We start from the raw sequence: 18,398 nt of genomic DNA, 5'->3' as shown, positions 1-18,398 counted from the left end.
CCAATAAATATCTTCAAATACCCTGATTCCATATGTTTCGAAAAATTTCGTTGTTGATCCTACTTGCCCTATGTCCGGTTCTTTACTTCTGTTTCACCATGGAATCAGATAAAGGCTGGCCCGAATACCCGGGTGGTCCTGAGCGCAATCATTACTCACCCCTGACACAAATTGACACGGCCAATGTACAAAACCTGAAAGCCGCCTGGTCGTATGCTGCGCCGGATAACGTGCAGATACAGATGATTACCAACTTGTAAGGAAAAGGATTTGTTAAACAGGTTTGACGGTAAGCTCATCTTACTGACAAGCCTCTTTACCTTTTGATCTGCTGCTGATTTTGCCCAGGCTATTCATCATTACAAACTTAAAACATTAGTGGGAGAGGAAACTGGTGGATTGATTGTGAGCTTCGGAGACATCATTACCACGCGACCGCCGCTCTTGATGTATGCTCCTTCAATTTCATGGCCAGCAGTGCGTTATGGCCAGTGCTTTCTCCTCTTTGTGGTATATCAGCGTACGCTGAAACGGTCGCTTTCATTTTGAAAATGTTTACTGTTTTCCTATTTCTTTATGTTTTCTTCAATTGAAGTAATTATCCCTTCATTTAAAATAGGCTGATTAGTTGCTAGATCTGTACGTGATCCGTGGTAGATTGCCTTAATTATTCCAGCTTTATCGACAACTATGTGATATGGATAGCTGTCAATGCCCAATGCAGAAAATAGCGAACTCGCGTCGGGCAAGATGTTATACTTAAATGCGTGTTTATCTAGACTTTTATTGACCTTTTCAAGAGTCTCCGGAGCCGGTGCCAAAAATATAGCTGGCTGACTGGTATAGCTGCTTACAAGTTCATTAAGTTTGGGCATCTCCTCAATACACGGTGCGCATGTAGTTGACCAAAAATTAAATACAACCACTTTTCCACGCAAAGATGAATTTTGATATATTTTTCCATTCACGTCTTTTATTTCAAAATTAGGAAACGCTTGACCAATCCATTTTTTTGAAAATGCTTCAAATGGGTTAACGGTTAAAACCTCAAATGTGAACTGAATTTCTTTATCCTTTTCTATCCTGTCAATTATTGCAATCGGCTTACCTATGTTGGCAGCGCCGATGCTGTCAAACTGAGCTCTGGTAAAGTGATTTCCATCCGGGTTAATGTACACGCGCGGTTTTTCTACCTGTGCGGATGTACTGGAAGTTGATGCAAACAAGAATAACGCTAGCAATTTGAAAACACAATGCATAACATGTTATTGCTGAGTTAGATACATATTTAAATATTAATAGGAAGTGAGATATGTACAAATCTAACACAAAATAGTTATAAGGTGCAGTTTTTTTTAACTCACTGACCTACTATATTGAGCCTGTCTATACTTATTCTATTATGATTTATGATGCTTTTCAAGAACTTAATAATCCTTCTATTCATAACTGTAATTGCAAATGCTCAGACGATCGATACTTTGATAGATGTACCACCTTTTAACCTTCATTTCAGAATTTTAAAGGGGAATCCCCCCAATACTCTTAGAATCTGGCGGTGGGCTGGATGCTACGCAATGGGATTCAATTGCTGATCCTGTTCATCGTCAACTTCGAGCAACTGTTATAACTTATGATCGTGCTGGTTTTGGTAAGAGTAGCCTTGACACAGCAAACTTCACTATCCTTCAATAAATTAAGAGCTTAGAGGCTGCACTGGAAAAATTTGGCTATTTGGACGCGAAATTTCTTTTGGTCGGGCATTCATTAGGTGGATTTTATAACCGGGTATTTGCAGCACGGCATCCAAAACAGGTAAAGGGGATTATCTTACTAGACCCACGGATACCGTCTTACCAGGATATGAAATTCGCCAAAAAGATCTTTGAAATGTATAGTCGTAAAGATTTTGAACCTGATAATTTAAGCTTATACCACCTGCTCGCCAACATGGAACGCACTAGTGATTATGTTAGACAGGTACTATTGTCTGACAGTATTCCTATATTGGACGTTATGGCAGAGATCGGACCTTTTCAGGATTCAAACAAAAATGAGCGGTTTAAAAATGACCAGCGGAATTTGGTCAATGGATATAAAAACCGGAGACTAATATTAGCGGAAGGTAGCTCACACAATATTTCTGACGATAAGCCAGGTTTGGTCATTAAGGAAATAGCAGATTTCTATCGAAGGCATCTATTGAGGAGATGATTTTATTCAAAGAAGTTAATTATAAGCTAAGTTACTCTTGATGATCGCTTTCTCAAAAGGTTAGTGTAATGCTACTTGAAAACGGTCATTTTGATATACGCAACTGATTACTTTGTACAACTGATTTTTGATACCATCAAAACCTCATAACTATTAACCTCTAAACGGACTGAGTCAGCAAGAATGGAATGATATATTTTGATAATCAGTATTTTACTTGCAGGCCAATGAGCAGTTGCAATCGCATACTCCTGATCCATGTTCAACACTGCTGCGGACAACCCCATCATGTTGCTGCGCAGCAGTGTAATCAGGAAAATAACTGCAATAGTTCTCATTAGAAGTCATGAATACCCCTTAAGAATACTTGGTATGATTGAATTCGAATGATTGAATAAGTTATATGGTCAGATATTTTTATCCCTCCTTCACAGTCTGTAATTCTCTTCTAAGCCCGAAAATATCAGGAGCATCTAAAAAAAGAGGTTATTGATCAAACTCAGGTGTGTATAGCGTAAATTCAATTAGTGTTTTAAAATTTTCAATGAGGATACGGTTCCTGTTTCACTCGTAATTCTCACCAGATAGATACCGGCCGGAAGGTCCTTCACATCCAAATGAGCAGACAAATTTTGAAGGCCGGTTTTAGCTTTGATGTACATCGTTTTTCCCGTAACATCATTTAACTGTATCTGTCTTATCTGGCTCATGTCATCTACTTCCAAAGTCAGTAAATCAATGGCCGGGTTCGGATATATGATCATTTTCACTGCAATCGAAAACGCGACACTACGGATGCTGCTATACGAAAAACTCTCGTCTCTATCGATCATTTTAAGCCGATACAAATTGTTCCCGTTTCCCGGGATTTCGTCTGTAAATGCATAACTCATCATCATGCTGCTTTCTCCGTTTGCTGTTACAGTTCCCAGTTTCTTCCATACTTTTCCAGTCATACTGTGCTGAACTTCGAAACGATCGCTGTTGGTCTCCGCTGTTGTCGTCCAGGAAAGTATTGCTTTTTGCCCCTCATCCTTTTTTACTGTAAAGCTTGTTAAGGTCACCGGTAACGCAGCCTGAGGATTTGTTACGATATTGGTGTGCAGCGAAATCGCTCCTGCCGTCGTCAGGCCTCTGCCTATCAGCGAAGAAGCGTCCATCAGCTCGATGGCCCCTGCGGCAAGTACTGTACCCCTGAACACAGCACTAGCCGCCAGATCCAGTCTGCCGTTTATCTGCCAGTAGACATTATCCAGTGAAGCCATATTTGTTAAAGTAACGCTTGAAAATGCATTTGCACTCAACGCCCCATTGATTTTTATAATGAATATTCCACCCGCAACACCTCCGCCATTTAAAATCAGGTTTCCGTTCAGCGTTGAAGCACCTCCAAGGCAATAAACGTTCGGGGTAAGCACTTGCCCATTCCCCAAAGTTGTTCCTAACACGACGTCACAACTCTGAGGCGTCAATTCATCGTAAGCAGCCGATACGTCCAGTGCCACCTGTGCAGAAACAAGGTCAGCTACGTGGGTCTCTCCAATGACTACTCCCACAGGAAAACCGGTAAATGCTCCCGCATTGGTACCGATATCACCTGTCACAACCGTTGCTCCGTCGCTTGTAAATGCTCCGGCGTTGGTAAATAAAGCGTAGCTGGAAGCGGCACCTAAATCGGGGGCTACCTGTGCGCCACAGACGTTGGCAAAAGAGACTACCGTGACCATTGACAGAACTAATAGTAATAATCGTGACATATAAATTTGGATAACAGATAGATTAGTTTCTACCTCATCAAAGGTGATTGAATTGTTATCCGTTTTGATTGCGTAATTGTGCTTATTAGTTGCACAATTTTACAAGTTTTCAAGAGGTATCCTTTTATTGCGCCCGAGCTGTTTGTAACCCGATGGAGAAACACCTGTCAGTTTCTTAAACTGATTGGATAAATGTGCCACACTACAATAGTTTAACACATAGGATATTTGTGTGAGGTTCATCTCGTTGTATAGAAGATATTCCTTCACCCGCTCTATCTTCTGGGCAATGATGTACCGCTCGATCGTTGTTCCGGTAGATTCTGAGAATACTTTTGCCAGATAACGATAGTCTTTATTCAGATTTTCGCTCAGATAATTTGAGTTCTTTGTATTCGGCAGATCATCAGCAAAATGTACCATATGCACGATTACATGCTTTATTTTTTCTACCAGAATTGCCTTTTTGTCCTCTATTAGATCAAATCCAGATTTTACCAGCATGAACTTTAACAGATGCCGCTGCTCGGTTGTCATATTTTCAAGAATCTCAACTTCACCGAGCTCGATAGCTCCCGAATGTAACCCGCTTTTTTCCAGTATGTCATGCACCAGCATTTTGCAGTGAATACCTACCATGCATTTGATGTATAGTTTCATCGTGTTTTTTATAATATCGATTACGTCAGAGTCCGTCAGCAGAATTTCTGCGACCGTGGCAAGAACTTTTGGAAAGGATAACTTTTAATGGTGGGGATACCAATCCAGTCAAAAATGGTCTGAACAGCGAGTTAATTAACCGTTACAAGATCTGGTTAAAGTGCTTTCTCGAGAACGGTAACATTAACTTACGATAGTAGAAGTAGTTCTATCTTAACACTAAAACAACTGTGCCATGATAGTTTAATGTCAATAAAGAAAAACAACAATCGGGTGAATTATTGCCCAGGACAGGCAGATAATTGTCAAATAGCCGCGCCACAAAGGATGAGAACACAAAACGTATACGATTAAAGTCCCAATGAGAGCTGTGTTCTGATTCCCGACATGGGATAATCAATAGAAAAACATCTCGTATCGTCCCTATAAATACTCAAAACGAGTCACAGGTGCTTCTTAATCTATTGGTATCCAGGTGTATATAACCCTCGAATCAGCAATTGAATTAATACTGATATTTTCAAAATGGAAATACTCTTTTCAAAGAGAAATTTTACATCCTTTTGACGTAAATTTCAGACGGTATGAAAAAAATGCTATTTGATGATGAGAATTTAACAGACTGCATTGTCTGGGTAATGTTCAATGAAGGTGATGATTACGCAAAGCATAATATACGGATCGAGTTTATGTTTGAAGCGATATGGCAGTCGGCTTGGAAAAAAAACTTGAAACAAAAAGGTCTCAGGATTACCCGATCTGAAACGCTGTTCCATTTCCAGGCCTGCAACTCTTTGTTCTTGCAATTCCATTGCTATTACCTTTATAAACAACTACATTGGAAGATCACTTGGCTTATCATGTTAAAAAGGGAGGTCTATTCAAACCAGTATCGTTAGCATTGAAGCCATTTCTGAAATCCTTTTATAGAAGATTATACACTGCGAACTATATATTCTTGAAACCAGAATGCTATGAAAGACATAGTGCTGAAAGCTGAATAAAAATGGCTTTTTTGAAGAAAATGGGAGCGAATTTTATATCTAGTGGACACTGGTGGAGAATTCGGAGCCACAGATCACCACAATTCGGAAATTGAGGACATGTCGTTTCGGTTGAAATTGACCATGCTAAATAATTGATTTATATGTCTTTGCCTACTGAATAACAATAGTGTGTTGGTGGGCGATCTGCCACGGAATCAGGTGGTCAAGCCATCCGAATTCTCCGGGGTTGCTAGGAGATGGTACTTTTTGTACAATCTTTTAATTTCACCCATTACTCTTTTGCTGATGAGGGCTTGTTATGGGGCTGATAAAACCAGGGCGTCTCAAATTCGAATTGAGTCGCCCTGGTTTGGTACGAGGAGAAAAATGCTTAATTGGGAAATATTCTCATAAATTTGGATGTCAATTTTTAATATCGCATTTATCTAAGCCAAGACACGGGCCTTACGAAATCAGAAACATTTTCAGGTGAACAGAACAAGATTGCTTCTTTGTTATCATCCGGAGAACAGTCGATGGGAAATTGGTGCGACTATAAATCAAAAAATCGTTGTCAAGAAATAAATTGCTTTGATACTCCTGTTGCCGATAAATTTTAGGATTTGTAAGTATGCATCAATGAGTGATGTGCAAGTTGAAAAATAACTACATCCTTAGCTTTGAAAATGAATAACTGATGGAAACTCCTTTCAAAAAAGACAAAGAAGAAACGAAAAGAAGATTGATACAGGCAACCGGTGAAATCTTTATGAGCAAAGGGTATACAGGTCTGAGTGCTCCAAGGATTGCTAACTTGGCTGGTGTAAGCAAAACCCTTGTTTATCGGTATTTCGGTAACGTACAAGAGCTTTTTAAGGCCTATTTGCTTCAAAAGGATTATTGGATAACTTCTTTGGTAGATGTGGAGAAGATGATTGAAACAGGTAAAGATGATTCGGGGCAAGAATTGATCAAGCATATTCTGGAAAACCATATGAATTATTTTTATGGGGATAAAGAAATGCAACAGATGATTCGCTGGCAATTAAATGAAGCAAACGATATTTCGAGGTCAATAGCTGATTCACGGGAAAGAGCAGGGGAGGATATTCTTGAAATGACTGACAAACATTTTGCAGGTTCGGGGATCAATTTCCGTGCTTTATCGGCGGTATTTGTTTCCGGCATTTATCTAATGGTTCTGAACGCCAAGGTTACCGGAAGCTCATTTTGCGGGATCGACATTAATAGAGAGGCGGATATGCAGGAGGTAATTAGAACCATTAAACAAGCCGTGGACTGGGCCTACGAAAGAGGGGGATCTTGACAGAGATCTATGAGATTTTAAAGTTTGCACGATGCCGTTGGACCTACAGATCCAGCGGCATCGTGTTTTTGACGGTCAGGTGTCCGGTATTTCCTAACCTTATGTAGTCAACTAGCTACGTAATAAAATACATCATAGAATATTTTTTTAGCATGTTACCGTTTTTAAAAAGGAGGCAACATACTTTTGCGAAATATTTGTGATTTACAGTATTATATCAATTATATAATTTCAGTCTTCTGAATAATTACCAGTATTGATTAATATAATAATAGCAATTATTCTATTTTCATTTATTCATCAACAAACTACTAATTAATGGAAAATATTTCCACTATTCGATGGCGGGTTCGCCTGGCTTTATGCGCAGTTGCATTCTTATTTTTTTTGGTGTTAGAAACCCATGGCCAATGCGTCTCACCGACAAATATTGGTAATACTGCCATCGTCAACGAAACCTGTCCCGGCAATGGACAAATTAAGTTGTCAGGTATTACGCCATCCGCAGCTGCCCCCAATATCTACCAGTTTGCACTTTACACTACATCGGCGGTTGAGGTGCAGGGATGGCAAGACGACAGTACTTTTTCTAACGTTGTCAGTGGACAGTATCAGGTGTATGTCAGAACAGTATGCCCAACGGGAACGGGTGACACACTCAAGCTGTATGCGAATGTTGTAAATCAAACTGGTGGTACAATCAGCAACTTCGATGCGTATCCCAGTCCCGCGGTTAATTGCTGTAACGGCAATATTTATGCTGATGCCTACTCTTCGAACTGGGCTCTGATTCCTAAATTTGCACTGGTAAATAGCTTGAATGCGGTAGATATTGCTTCAAACTATGTGCGTCCTAAACAGACCGATAACATCTTCAACGACCTATGCGCCGGAACTTATTACGTGCGGGTATATGATGACTGCGGAAACTATCAAACTATTGAAAGAACTGTAGAATCGGAAACCAGAACTGCAATTCTAAACGGTACATCTGTTGCCAGAATTCATTGTGATTCGTTGGCAATGACTTACAGCTTTTACAATACAACACCAGTCTCCGGGCAAAATATTGAGCGGAGCTGGATCAAGTGGCCGGACAACAGCGTGGACTCAATTCCGGTCCTGACGGTAAACAGTGCTTTTCCGTATCTTAGATTCAATACAGTTATCAGCAAGCTGGATGCGAATTATGATGCATCTCAGCCATTCCCGTCATCTGTCCAATGGCCGGTATCTGTTAAAATATACTATAAGGACATGTGTGGTACGGTCAGCGAGTTTGAGCAAACCATTGCCAATCCTGGTAGCTTGCAGGTAAATTTACAGAACTATAATAGCGATAAATGCGATAGTGTTACTTATACTCCGGCTTTCAGTTATGGAGATCCATTTGTATCAGGGGGAATTCCTTATTTTAAAACCGATATATCGTTTTCTGTCGACAATGGAGCTAACTGGGAGACCTTGCCATATCTGGATCAAAGATATACCTTCAGTCTTAAAAGGGATGAATCCTACCAGGTCAAATTTGCCATTTGCGCAGACACCATAACTTCAACGATTAATGTACCTGCTTTTACAGGATTGATTCAATCAAATTCGGTCATGAATGCAACCAGTTGTACGGGGGATTTATACGTAGGTGTTGTATCTGTTGGCCTTGTCACAGTCAGGATCACAGACGGTCCTGTCTCTGCTCAACCGTTTCCTGATGGTGTGAGTATAAACAATGGCACAGGTGTCCGTTTTGACCATCTGCCATTCGGGACTTATACATATACTGTTAAAGACAGCCTGAACGAAAATTGTGTACGTGAAACCCAGGGAACTGCAACTATTACGCAGAGACCGTTTGAAGTAAAAGTGGAAGCCCGAAATGATTATAACGCATGTGCGGGCAAAATATCGATAGGGTTTTGGCCGGGCGGTAACAATACGAGCCACATTACCGAGGGGCGCCCCGTGTATGTGGAGGTATTAAATCAACCTGCCGGAGCTGGTTTGCCTGCTTCATTTTTATTGGAGGGGTGGACTGACAATGTTATATATGATCCTTTACTGTATAATATGATCGCCGGAGATTACAGCTTTCGCCTGGTAGATTCTATTGGAACAGATTGTCCCAGAACTACAACAGCTTCAATCTCTATTCCAGAACAAGCTTTGCTTGATGTAGATTTTGATTACTCCATAGAATGTAATGGAACTGTGGAATTTACTTCCAAAAGCAGTAATAAAGGTGTGAACATCAATGGAAGCGTATACAGTACGCCATTTTCCGGAGCATGGATGGTGAGATTAATTAATTCTGATAATACAGTTCAGAGCACTGGTTCAACGTTCACAACGGATCTGACAAGTATGACCACGACCCGGATTTTAAGCGGAATTCCACCGGGGACTTATACCGTTCAGGCTTTTGTAAACTCGGATTCCTGCCGTATGATTGAAAAAACACTGTATCTGGGCTTTAAGCCCATTACAATTCCCGCCGCTCGTGTGTTAGCCGGTTGTAATGGCTCCCCCAATGCTGCAACACTGGTGGCACCTGCCTCTCAGGGGTCAGGCACTTATACCTACACTTTATTTCAGAATAGTGTAGCAGATGGAAATCAGCTAGGGGGACCCCAGGCTTCCTACATTTTCAATAACGTTTCAGCCAGCATCCAGTATATTGTGGTAGCAACAGATGAATGCGGATCAGGGACACAGCGCTCTACATCCGGAGTCGAGACAAGCTATCCGATAGGCAGCTCTGCTCAAAAGTTCTGTCCGGGCGATACTATGATGCTATCAGTAAGCCAGATACCTGGGGCAACTTACCAATGGTATAAGGATGGTAACCCCATTAGTGGACAGACAGCAAATCAGCTAACTGTAAACGATATTCAGTTCCCTGCTGATAACGGTACCTACTCTTCAAATATCTACCTCAATGATTGTATACTGGCTAGCAACCAGATCAATGTGGTGGTAGATTGTAAACCTTTGCCAGTAACACTTTCGCGATTTACTGCGGTTAGCCATGAAAACCATGTGCAACTGGATTGGGAGACAACATACGAATCCAAATCCAGCGGATTCTCCATAGAAAGGAGCTTAGACGCAAATCAGTGGATTAGTATTGGTTTTGTCAAATCCATGGGTAATGAGGAAACGACGTATGATCTGCGTGCGTACAGCTTCAAGGATTATGATCTGCAAACGGGAGAGCTTCTTTATCGTTTGAAGAATATAGATTTAGATGGATCGTATTCGTATAGCCGGATTAGAAGTGTTGTTATAAAGGGAAATAAGAGTCTGGTTGAAATATTTCCAAATCCAGTCAGTCAGGTGTTGCTAGTAAAGAATAGTTCGCAAGAAGCTAAGTTTAATCTTTTAGATCTAAGTGGCAGGATTGTCCACCGATTCACAAAGGTGCCCTATAAGGAAGGTAGGCACAATCTGGACGTGAACATGATCGCCACCGGAACCTACATATTACAGATTTTTAACGGTGAAACTATATTGTCAAAAAAAGTGATAATCGCCCACTAGTTGAAATGCAAGTGGTTACCTGAAATTGTAGTTCTTCAATGATTTGATGTTGTTTTTAAATTTTATTGATGCACAAAACAGGGCCGTAATCGGCCCTGTTTTGCTTTTAGTGGATAGAATTTAATGTTTCAAACCTAATTCGAGGTGCTCAACAATGAAGTTGAAATTTAACGTGCAATTTCAAAACTCCCCGGACTCGTATTATTCATTACTTCCTGCTAAACTCCCCAATGGTGGTCACTATCGAAGAATTTTTTGAGCGCTGGTCAGCAACAAATAAAGTCAAATTCTTCTGACAGCATTGTAATCACTTTTCAGGAACCAGCAAAAGTATTTACATAACTAATACGAGTGTTGTGAAAGGAACCTACCTGGGTCAATTTGAAGAAGTGGTGTTGCTAGCCGTTGCAATCCGGACTGGCTATGCGTATGAAGCAGCTGTGGTCAATGAAACTGAACACCAGTCAGATCGCTGGGTGAATCTGGGTGCGGTGCATACTTTCCTGCACCGGCTTGAAGAAGAAGGTCTGGTCAAATGCGAAATGGGTGGAGCGACCGGCGGGCAGGGTGGGAGGAGTAAAAGACTAGACTCTACCTGGTGACAGCATTGGGACGCCGGGCGCTGGAAGAAATCAGGCAGCTTCGTAACCAAATGTAGGATAACATTCCAAAAATAGCCAGGTCATGAACCGATCCAAACCAAAATCCGAAATTATCGCCTCGATAAGCGACGGTCCTGCTGAAAGGTGTATGTCCGGCGTGTTTGGCGAACGAACTGGAAGGTGGCCTGCATGAATTATTTGAGCAGTGTGTTATGATCTTGGACATACCGCCGGGGCAGGTGGCGCTACAAAAGGGACGTAATCAGCTTAATTCTGCCTTCTCTTATGAAGAGCAAACCCTCGCCGGGCTTGTCTTTTGGTAGCCGCGACCGGCGGGCATTACGTTTTATTTCCACAATGAAAATTTCCTTATTTTGGAAGAAAAACAGACAGTCAAAAGATAGTTGTAATGCTGGTAAATGTTATGTTCTGTTAGCGAATAAGCAAAGATCTTTAAAAACTGCAAAATCTAAATTGGAGTGATTCCAACGGTTAGCAGCTTGCAGGTTACCTGGTCTGTCCAGTTCAGCTCTTGACATCAGGTTCTATGTTAACATTTTATTGAAACAAAATATAGATGATATTGAGGCACCTTTTCTGACCCACATTCGGAAACCACGCCGGGGGACGCCATTTTATAGCGCCCAAGGCCGCTAAGTAAGATTTATTGACCAAAGCGCCTTTTCTTAGCAAAGCCCGGAAGTCCACATTTTTCAGATTTCGTTTTGCCTCTGTGATCAATCATGCTCCTTTCATTGTACAGATTGGTAAACATGGCTATATGTATGAGAAAATCATTGTAACGCTGATATTTTAATTTTATATACATAGAAATTTAATTAACAATAAATTTTGAAATAATAGAATTATCTGTATTTTTGTTTTGTCTTCCTATTAGAATAGAGTTTAGAAGACTTCCCTTGTATGTATAGTAATTATGCCATGATTTGTAGAAGCTTATATTTAATATGGGATATAAATTTGTTTGCAAATTTCGCAAGTATGCACCGCTTCTACTCAACCCATTAATTAGTGGGGAAATTCAGTGTAATATGACTGAATTGTGCTTTCTGAACTTTTAGCAAGACTCAGTTCTTGCATGACATTATGTTTTGTTAACAAAAGCATATGATGTGTCTTTCGTTGTTCTTATCATTATTTGTACACAAGTAATCTGATTTACTGAAGGTAGTTTTATCATAGGTACTCATAAATTTTTCTGACACTGGATTGGATGACATGTTGTCCCTTGGTTTATTACCCTGATGTGTTATGCCCTTTTTGATTTGAAGGTCTTTTCAATAAATAATTGAAGAGTAGAATGTTGCGCTCTGGATAATGTGGTTACCAATATCAGCTTTGCCATGACCCAGGTATTTGACCAGGAATGTTAAAACGCACATGCTCTTCAAGAAAGTACTTTCTTGAAAATGGGAGTCTGTAAACACGGATCGAAAGCAAAGCTTTGGCTGCGTATGTAGATAAGAGTAAAAAACATCAGTTGCTTAACCCACCAAATTACAACCAGGTAACAAAATACAAAGACATGAACTAATCTGATGTAAAACGAAGACTGAGAACCGGATTTGGTTATAGGGAGCTCTCAACGTGCAGATAAGCCTTTTTTATCGAAGACATCGCTTGGCAATTAAAATCACGGCAATTTCTTTAAAGTAATTTCAAACGAATAAATCGATGGAAAGAATACTACAACAATCAGAACCGCAAAGTAACCCTTTTCAAATAAGGAAAGCGAAAAAAGTCTGTTACCGAAAGCACATTGAAAGCTATTTAGAGTTAACGTATATAAAAAGAGGTGTGCGCCTCACTTGTTCCTCAAGCCTTTTCTTAGTTTTGCTATCATTATCACCTGTATATGCACAGGATGATAAAGTTCCTGCTGGTGGTGCAGAAACAAGCTGGATCACCGGTGGGGGAGTTAGTCCCGGTTTTGGTACTGTCACTGCAGCAGTAACACAAGGAAATCCTCAAAGCAGCTGGACCAATACGGGTAATATTACTAATACCAATACAACTGACTTTGCAAGTCTTAGCAGATCGGGCACGGGTAGCTTATCGGGAACCGTGTCATTAACAGATGGTAACATTTACAGAACAACGGCCAGCACGGGTTACGAAGTTGGTTTTCATATTGACAGAACTCAAAGTGGAGGGCTTTTTCCTGGCTTTGGAACCACTACCATTACCATCAGCACATATAAAGGAAGTGTATTGCAGGAGACCTCAACCACAAGTTACGCTACGGAAGTTTCCATGCACGCCTATGAAGAATTTGATGAAGTCCGATTATCAATATCCAGTAACATCACAGCTGTCTCAGGTTCGCCCAACAGCACCTATCAGGTTAAAACGGGTTATCTCAAACGCTACACCCGTACCTTCGCCTGCAATACGGCCACTCCTCTTATCGGCCCCGGACTGGATGCCTACGGAACCGGTTTAGGTTTCTGGCAGGGAAATATACTGCCAATACAAACAGACCTGACTAATCTGGAAGATGCCAGTACAGCTACGGTCTCTTCATTTATTACCGCTGGTCTGGCGTTAACATATACAGTGAGGGTAAAAGATGAGTACGTAGAATATCCTGCCGGTACGTTTGCAGGGTTTAAAATTTCTTCGAGTAACCTTATAGGTGGAAGCCTGTTGGATTTGGGAAGCCTGACAGCTTATCGTAACGATGAGCTGGTGTTTACAGCCACATCCGGACAATTAGCAGCAGCCTCTTTACTTTCTGTGGACGGCTCTGTGACCGTTGGCTTTGTTCCGGATGTAGATTTTGATGAAATACGTTATTCTGTATTGGGCGTGGGTGTGAGCCTTATTTCAACGATCACAGTCCAATATCCTGTTATCAAACGCTTTTGTGATAACCCGATCGCCAATGCAGCTTGTAATACGCAAACTTATCTGCATGAAGGAGACGGCACAAACCTCAACTATCCCGTATACAGTACAACAAACGTGGCAGCAATTGGCTGTCTGAACTGCAGTGTGCAAAATCAGGAGGCTGTCGTCGACAATGATGCCGACAACTATGCCACAATCGAACAGACTCTGTCTGGTATCTCTTCGCTTTACATTGGAGTAAAATCGCAGCAAACCGGTGGTTATCCTTCGGGTACCTTTATAGGCTTCGAAATTGAAAATGTGAACGTGGCCACAGCGGCAGGTGTAGTCCGGAATATTATTTCCACTCACGACGCAAATGGGGTTGAACAGGAATCTTTCTCGGATGGAGGTATATTGGGTGGTACTTTTTTAAATAGTTCAGGAAGATACCTTATCGGGTTTAAAACGACGATGCCGTTTACGGAGGTGCGTTATTCAATAGGAACAGTGGTGAGTGGAAGCCTCTTTTCAGAAGTGAGGGTTTATAACGCAGTTATCGAACGCTTCTGTCCAACCTTTGATGATGCGTGCAACACCACACAACCTTTGGCAAGAGACAATTTTCCTGTCTTTACTGATGCACGTCATACCGGTATAAATTCAGGAGCATCGGTCAACAATGTGATAAATGATCTGAATAACGTTGTTGATGACAATGACGCCAACTTTGCGACCATATCTACCCTGGCATCGGGCGCTGTAACGGCCTCGATTGCAGTTCAGGATGGAGGCAACCTTTATCCTGCCAATACGTTTGCCGGTTTCGATATTGAAAACCCTAATTTTGCAGGTGTTGGCTTCCTGGATAATATCACTATAAGTACTTTAAATTCAGCAGGTGATGTAGTGGAGAGTTTTTCAACCTCCGGTAATCTTGTAGCCCTGTCTTCCAGTATTGTGAGTGGTACGGGCCGTCAGACGGTCGGTTTCCTTGCAAGCCTTCCGTTCACAGGTGTTAAGTTTGAACTAACCAAAGGACCAAGCGTTAACCTTGGAGATGTTCGGGTCTATGCAGCGGTGATCAGAAAATTCTGTGACGCTCCGCTCACATGTAATGTGCTTACTTCCATTGGCAATCCAACTTATCCGGTTTATGTCAACGCCAAAAATACAGGAATAAATTCTGCACTTTGCGTAGGATGTAGTATCAACGACTCAGAGAATATTGTCAACTCGGTAGCAACCACGCCCGCTTCGTTAATTATGGTTGGTGGGGCGGCAGCGACTTCTTCTATATCTGTCGCAAATGCTATCGCAACCTATCCGGCTGGAACATTTGCAGGGTTTGATATCAAGAGCTCAAGCCTGTTCTCGGCTTCGGTTGCCGGAAGTATTACAATCAGTTTATGGAACGATGGCGTTAAAGTCCAGGATGGAACAGGTACTGCCTTGCTTGCCGCTGCGTCGTCAGATGTCCTCACTGGTGGAGATGACAGACAAATTGTAGGGATCATTTCAAAAACCTCATTCGATGAAATCCAATTGAGTATATCCCAAATTGGCTCGGTGAACCTGGGAACAGTTGAAATTTATCGTCCTTATATACAGACTTCCTGTATTGAAGCTATACCGTGCAGTGCTACTTATTATTTAACAAATCCTAATAATTCGGCGGTGATAGATGCGGCCAATACCGGATTTACGGGTGCTGTCTGCGGGGCTTGCAAAGTCGACAACGCATGGGATGCAGTTTCAAGCAGTCTGACTGACTATGCCCGTATTTACAACTCTGCAAGTGGCCTGGCGACTGGCTCTGTTGCGGTGGCGACAACCTCGGCGACTTATCCTGTTGGAACTTTTGCGGGATTCACTATTAAGAAAAACCCGTTCATATTTTCCGGGGGATTGTTTACAGGTATCACCATCACCACTTTCCTTGACGGTGTGCAGCAGGAATCCCAAAGCGATGGTTCTTTGTTTGATCTGAGTGTACTTGTTCAATGGTTTGGAACACCTACAGACTTCTACAATCCCGGTTTCACAGCAACCTTGCCTTTTGATGAAGTAAAAATTTCTGTTGGCTCTCTTGTGGGGGCACTCGATCAATATGTTGATGTATACGGCGCATTTGTGGATACAAGGACATCTGTAGCAGATCCATCACTGCCTTGTACTCCTCTACCCGTAAAACTTACAGGGTTTGATGTGCAGAAGGAAGGATTGTCGGCCAGGTTGAACTGGGCAACTACGGAAGAAGTAAACAGTGATTCCTTCGAGGTTCAACATAGCGCCGACGCAAGGAACTGGAAAACGGTAGCCGAGGTTAAATCCAATGGCGATAGCAAGGGCTTAAATAACTACAACTATACACACACTACACCTGTTGAGGGTATCAACTACTACCGTCTCAGAATGGTTGACCGCGATGCTACGTTCGCTTTTAGCAGAATCAGAAGTGTAAATTTTGACAACCTAAAAGCGGTCAGCCTTTATCCAAACCCGGTAACGAATCTGTTATTTATACAGAATCTGACTCTGGGGGAAGTGAAACAGCTATCGATTCTTAACAATAGCGGGTTAAGTGTATATGAATCAGTGAAGGTTAATGCTGATGGTATTAATGTTCAACATTTGCCAACTGGTTTGTATACGGTCAGGATTGTGGAGAAAAATGGTAATATTTCAACCTACAAGATACTGATTAGCAGGTAGGTAAAACCAGGTTGATATTATACTGGCACATGATGTAAGTAAAAAGGCATTCCCGGAAGTCCGGGAATGACCTTTTTACATCATCCCGGTCGGTGAGAACCTACATTGCCAATTCTGCAAAAATAGTAGAGTCCAGAGTTGTGAATCTATCTTCGCTGCTGATCCGAAACCGGGAAATGTACTTATGTGGGTTGCAGATTTGAATACCTTGATGCCTGCATCTGGCCGAGACACGGGGCATTGACCCGCATCTGTTTATTTTGAAGATAATCACCTGGTAAGCAAGGCATGTTTGAAATTATCAGAAATTCAGGTTATGAGAATTTTAATTATTGATGAATACCCCATTATACGCAAGGGGTTGAGTCTGCTACTCCGAGATCACTATTCTGATTCGGATATCTTTGAATTGGATAACTTTAAGTCCATTGATACGCCTGGTCCGGATTTAACGGTAGATCTGATAATTGTTGGTATTAATCAGGTCACGGTCCCAGAAAATCCGGGGCTTATAAACAGGATGAAGCAATTTTTCCCTGGTGTAAGTCTAATCGTATACGATGAACAGGTTAATTCCGAGATGCTGATAAATTATCTTCGAAGCGATGTCAAGGGTTACCTTTCTAAAACAAATGACTTGAATGAATTAATGATTTGTATCACAGATGTTTTAAATGGGAAAAAATATGTAAACAGTGAAGTGTTGATAGACCTGCTGTTGAAAAATTGTCCTGATCTCAAAAAGAGAGAGAAAAAAAGAAATTCAACGCTCACCTCACATGAGCATGAAATCGCTCAGTATCTAAGTCAGGGTATGAAAACTTCCTTAATTGCCCAAACCTTTGGCAGGAAAGTATCCACCATCAGCGCGATCAAAGCCAATATTTTCAAAAAACTTGAGGTTGATAATGTGGTATCACTTAAGGAGGTTATACGGTAGAAATATAATCCGTATTTATAGAATTGCTTTTGAAAGGAAGAATCAGATTAACCTAAAAGTACAGCCTATCCCCCCGGGAAATCCCACCGTAATACTATTAATGTTGCATTAGGGGCAATAGCGTTTTATAAAAAGCATTCAATGCATAAGAAATCGGGCGCGTCACTATGCCGGATGGTAGCATAATGGATGCATTTTTATCAGGCTACTTGTTCTTTAAGATGCTGATTTTATCTCACAACTGCCAGTACTTTTTGTATCGGATTCAGCAGGAGTGGCCCACGGACGTATTCGAAAGGATACAATCCCCTAAACACAAAAAACTTTGTCAACTGCTTCCAAATAACTGGAACAAGTTCTGTAACCACAATAATTAACTGGCTTGCCGAAAAGCCTACCAGACAATACAGGTTCGTCGGATAGACACGTTATTTCGACTAATTGGAGAATTCGGAGCCATTGACTACTTCAATTCGGAAATTAAGGACACATCGTTTCGGTTGAAATTGACCAGTTTAAATGAATGATTGAAAGTCATTTAATTCATATAGAGTAATAATCTATGATGGTCAGTCTACCACGGAATCCGGTGGTCACACTATCCGAATTCTCCACACTGGCTTCCGGGGCAATAGTTTTGATAATTTTCCGGATTTGCTGCATCCAAAACTACATTCAAATTAAGGAGGATGTGGAGGATATCGTTACCTATCAGATGGAACGGATACTGAACGATCCGGCTATGGAGTATCTAATTCTTTGAAAAGGAAAGAGGTAAAGAAAGAAATCCAGATTATCTGTAACGGAAAT

12 protein-coding genes are annotated in these 18,398 nt (G+C 41.3%); 8 read left to right on the top strand and 4 right to left on the bottom strand.

Features of this window, described 5'->3' with window-relative positions:
- Window positions 1-98 precede the first annotated feature (98 nt).
- Window positions 99-260 carry a hypothetical protein gene (locus LZG71_RS20645; RefSeq protein ID WP_233823578.1) on the top strand — a complete coding sequence of 54 codons (162 nt, stop codon included), beginning with the start codon at window positions 99-101 and terminating at the stop codon, window positions 258-260.
- A 306-nt stretch (window positions 261-566) separates the two neighbouring features.
- On the opposite strand, the gene LZG71_RS20640 is transcribed toward LZG71_RS20645, so the two are convergent.
- A complete protein-coding gene (locus LZG71_RS20640; RefSeq protein ID WP_233823576.1) occupies window positions 567-1,241 on the bottom strand; it encodes a TlpA disulfide reductase family protein in 675 nt (224 codons plus the stop codon).
- A gap of 493 nt (window positions 1,242-1,734) precedes the next feature.
- Between LZG71_RS20640 and LZG71_RS20635 the strand changes: the two genes are divergently transcribed.
- On the top strand, window positions 1,735-2,214 hold the full coding sequence (locus LZG71_RS20635; RefSeq protein WP_233823574.1) for an alpha/beta fold hydrolase: 480 nt from the start codon (window positions 1,735-1,737) through the stop codon (window positions 2,212-2,214).
- Window positions 2,215-2,321: 107 nt separating this feature from the next.
- Here the strand turns inward: LZG71_RS20635 and LZG71_RS20630 are convergent, their stop codons facing one another.
- From LZG71_RS20630 to LZG71_RS20620, 3 genes are all read right to left on the bottom strand, one after another.
- A complete protein-coding gene (locus LZG71_RS20630) occupies window positions 2,322-2,552 on the bottom strand; it encodes a hypothetical protein (protein WP_233823572.1) in 231 nt (76 codons plus the stop codon).
- Window positions 2,553-2,738: 186 nt separating this feature from the next.
- Window positions 2,739-3,971, bottom strand: coding sequence for an ice-binding family protein (locus tag LZG71_RS20625; protein ID WP_233823571.1), 1,233 nt, complete (start codon window positions 3,969-3,971; stop codon window positions 2,739-2,741).
- 99 nt (window positions 3,972-4,070) lie between these two features.
- On the bottom strand, window positions 4,071-4,631 hold the full coding sequence (locus LZG71_RS20620; protein WP_233823569.1) for an AraC family transcriptional regulator: 561 nt from the start codon (window positions 4,629-4,631) through the stop codon (window positions 4,071-4,073).
- 1,683 nt (window positions 4,632-6,314) lie between these two features.
- On the opposite strand from LZG71_RS20620, the gene LZG71_RS20615 reads away from it, so the two are divergent.
- The 6 genes from LZG71_RS20615 (at window position 6,315) to LZG71_RS20590 (ending at window position 18,351) form a co-directional block, all read left to right on the top strand.
- The gene (locus tag LZG71_RS20615; protein WP_233823567.1) at window positions 6,315-6,944 is read left to right on the top strand and encodes a TetR/AcrR family transcriptional regulator; all 630 of its coding nucleotides are present in this window, start codon (window positions 6,315-6,317) and stop codon (window positions 6,942-6,944) included.
- Window positions 6,945-7,262: 318 nt separating this feature from the next.
- Window positions 7,263-10,481 (top strand): T9SS type A sorting domain-containing protein, encoded by a 3,219-nt coding sequence (locus LZG71_RS20610; RefSeq protein WP_233823565.1) that lies wholly within the window; start codon window positions 7,263-7,265, stop codon window positions 10,479-10,481.
- 356 nt (window positions 10,482-10,837) lie between these two features.
- Window positions 10,838-11,083: a PadR family transcriptional regulator gene (locus tag LZG71_RS20605; protein ID WP_409013646.1), complete on the top strand. Its 246-nt coding sequence runs from the start codon at window positions 10,838-10,840 to the stop codon at window positions 11,081-11,083.
- A 1,854-nt stretch (window positions 11,084-12,937) separates the two neighbouring features.
- The gene (locus LZG71_RS20600) at window positions 12,938-16,648 is read left to right on the top strand and encodes a T9SS type A sorting domain-containing protein (RefSeq protein WP_233823563.1); all 3,711 of its coding nucleotides are present in this window, start codon (window positions 12,938-12,940) and stop codon (window positions 16,646-16,648) included.
- Window positions 16,649-16,940: 292 nt separating this feature from the next.
- Window positions 16,941-17,588, top strand: coding sequence for a response regulator transcription factor (locus LZG71_RS20595; protein ID WP_233823561.1), 648 nt, complete (start codon window positions 16,941-16,943; stop codon window positions 17,586-17,588).
- Window positions 17,589-18,150: 562 nt separating this feature from the next.
- Window positions 18,151-18,351, top strand: a complete 201-nt coding sequence (locus tag LZG71_RS20590) for a hypothetical protein (protein WP_233823559.1) — start codon at window positions 18,151-18,153, stop codon at window positions 18,349-18,351.
- The last annotated feature ends 47 nt before the right edge of the window (window positions 18,352-18,398 follow it).

The organism is Dyadobacter sp. CY312 (assembly GCF_021390535.1).
In the GTDB taxonomy this organism is placed as follows: Bacteria; Bacteroidota; Bacteroidia; order Cytophagales; family Spirosomataceae; genus Dyadobacter.
This window is presented reverse-complemented; position numbering and strand designations above follow the sequence as displayed.

Coding starts and splice junctions, on each gene's coding strand:
- LZG71_RS20630 (WP_233823572.1), bottom strand. CDS start 2,552: ATGAGAACTATTGCAGTTATTTTCCTGATTACACTGCTGCGCAGCAAC.
- LZG71_RS20645 (WP_233823578.1), top strand. CDS start 99: ATGGAATCAGATAAAGGCTGGCCCGAATACCCGGGTGGTCCTGAGCGC.
- LZG71_RS20590 (WP_233823559.1), top strand. CDS start 18,151: ATGATGGTCAGTCTACCACGGAATCCGGTGGTCACACTATCCGAATTC.
- LZG71_RS20625 (WP_233823571.1), bottom strand. CDS start 3,971: ATGTCACGATTATTACTATTAGTTCTGTCAATGGTCACGGTAGTCTCT.
- LZG71_RS20615 (WP_233823567.1), top strand. CDS start 6,315: ATGGAAACTCCTTTCAAAAAAGACAAAGAAGAAACGAAAAGAAGATTG.
- LZG71_RS20620 (WP_233823569.1), bottom strand. CDS start 4,631: ATGAAACTATACATCAAATGCATGGTAGGTATTCACTGCAAAATGCTG.
- LZG71_RS20610 (WP_233823565.1), top strand. CDS start 7,263: ATGGAAAATATTTCCACTATTCGATGGCGGGTTCGCCTGGCTTTATGC.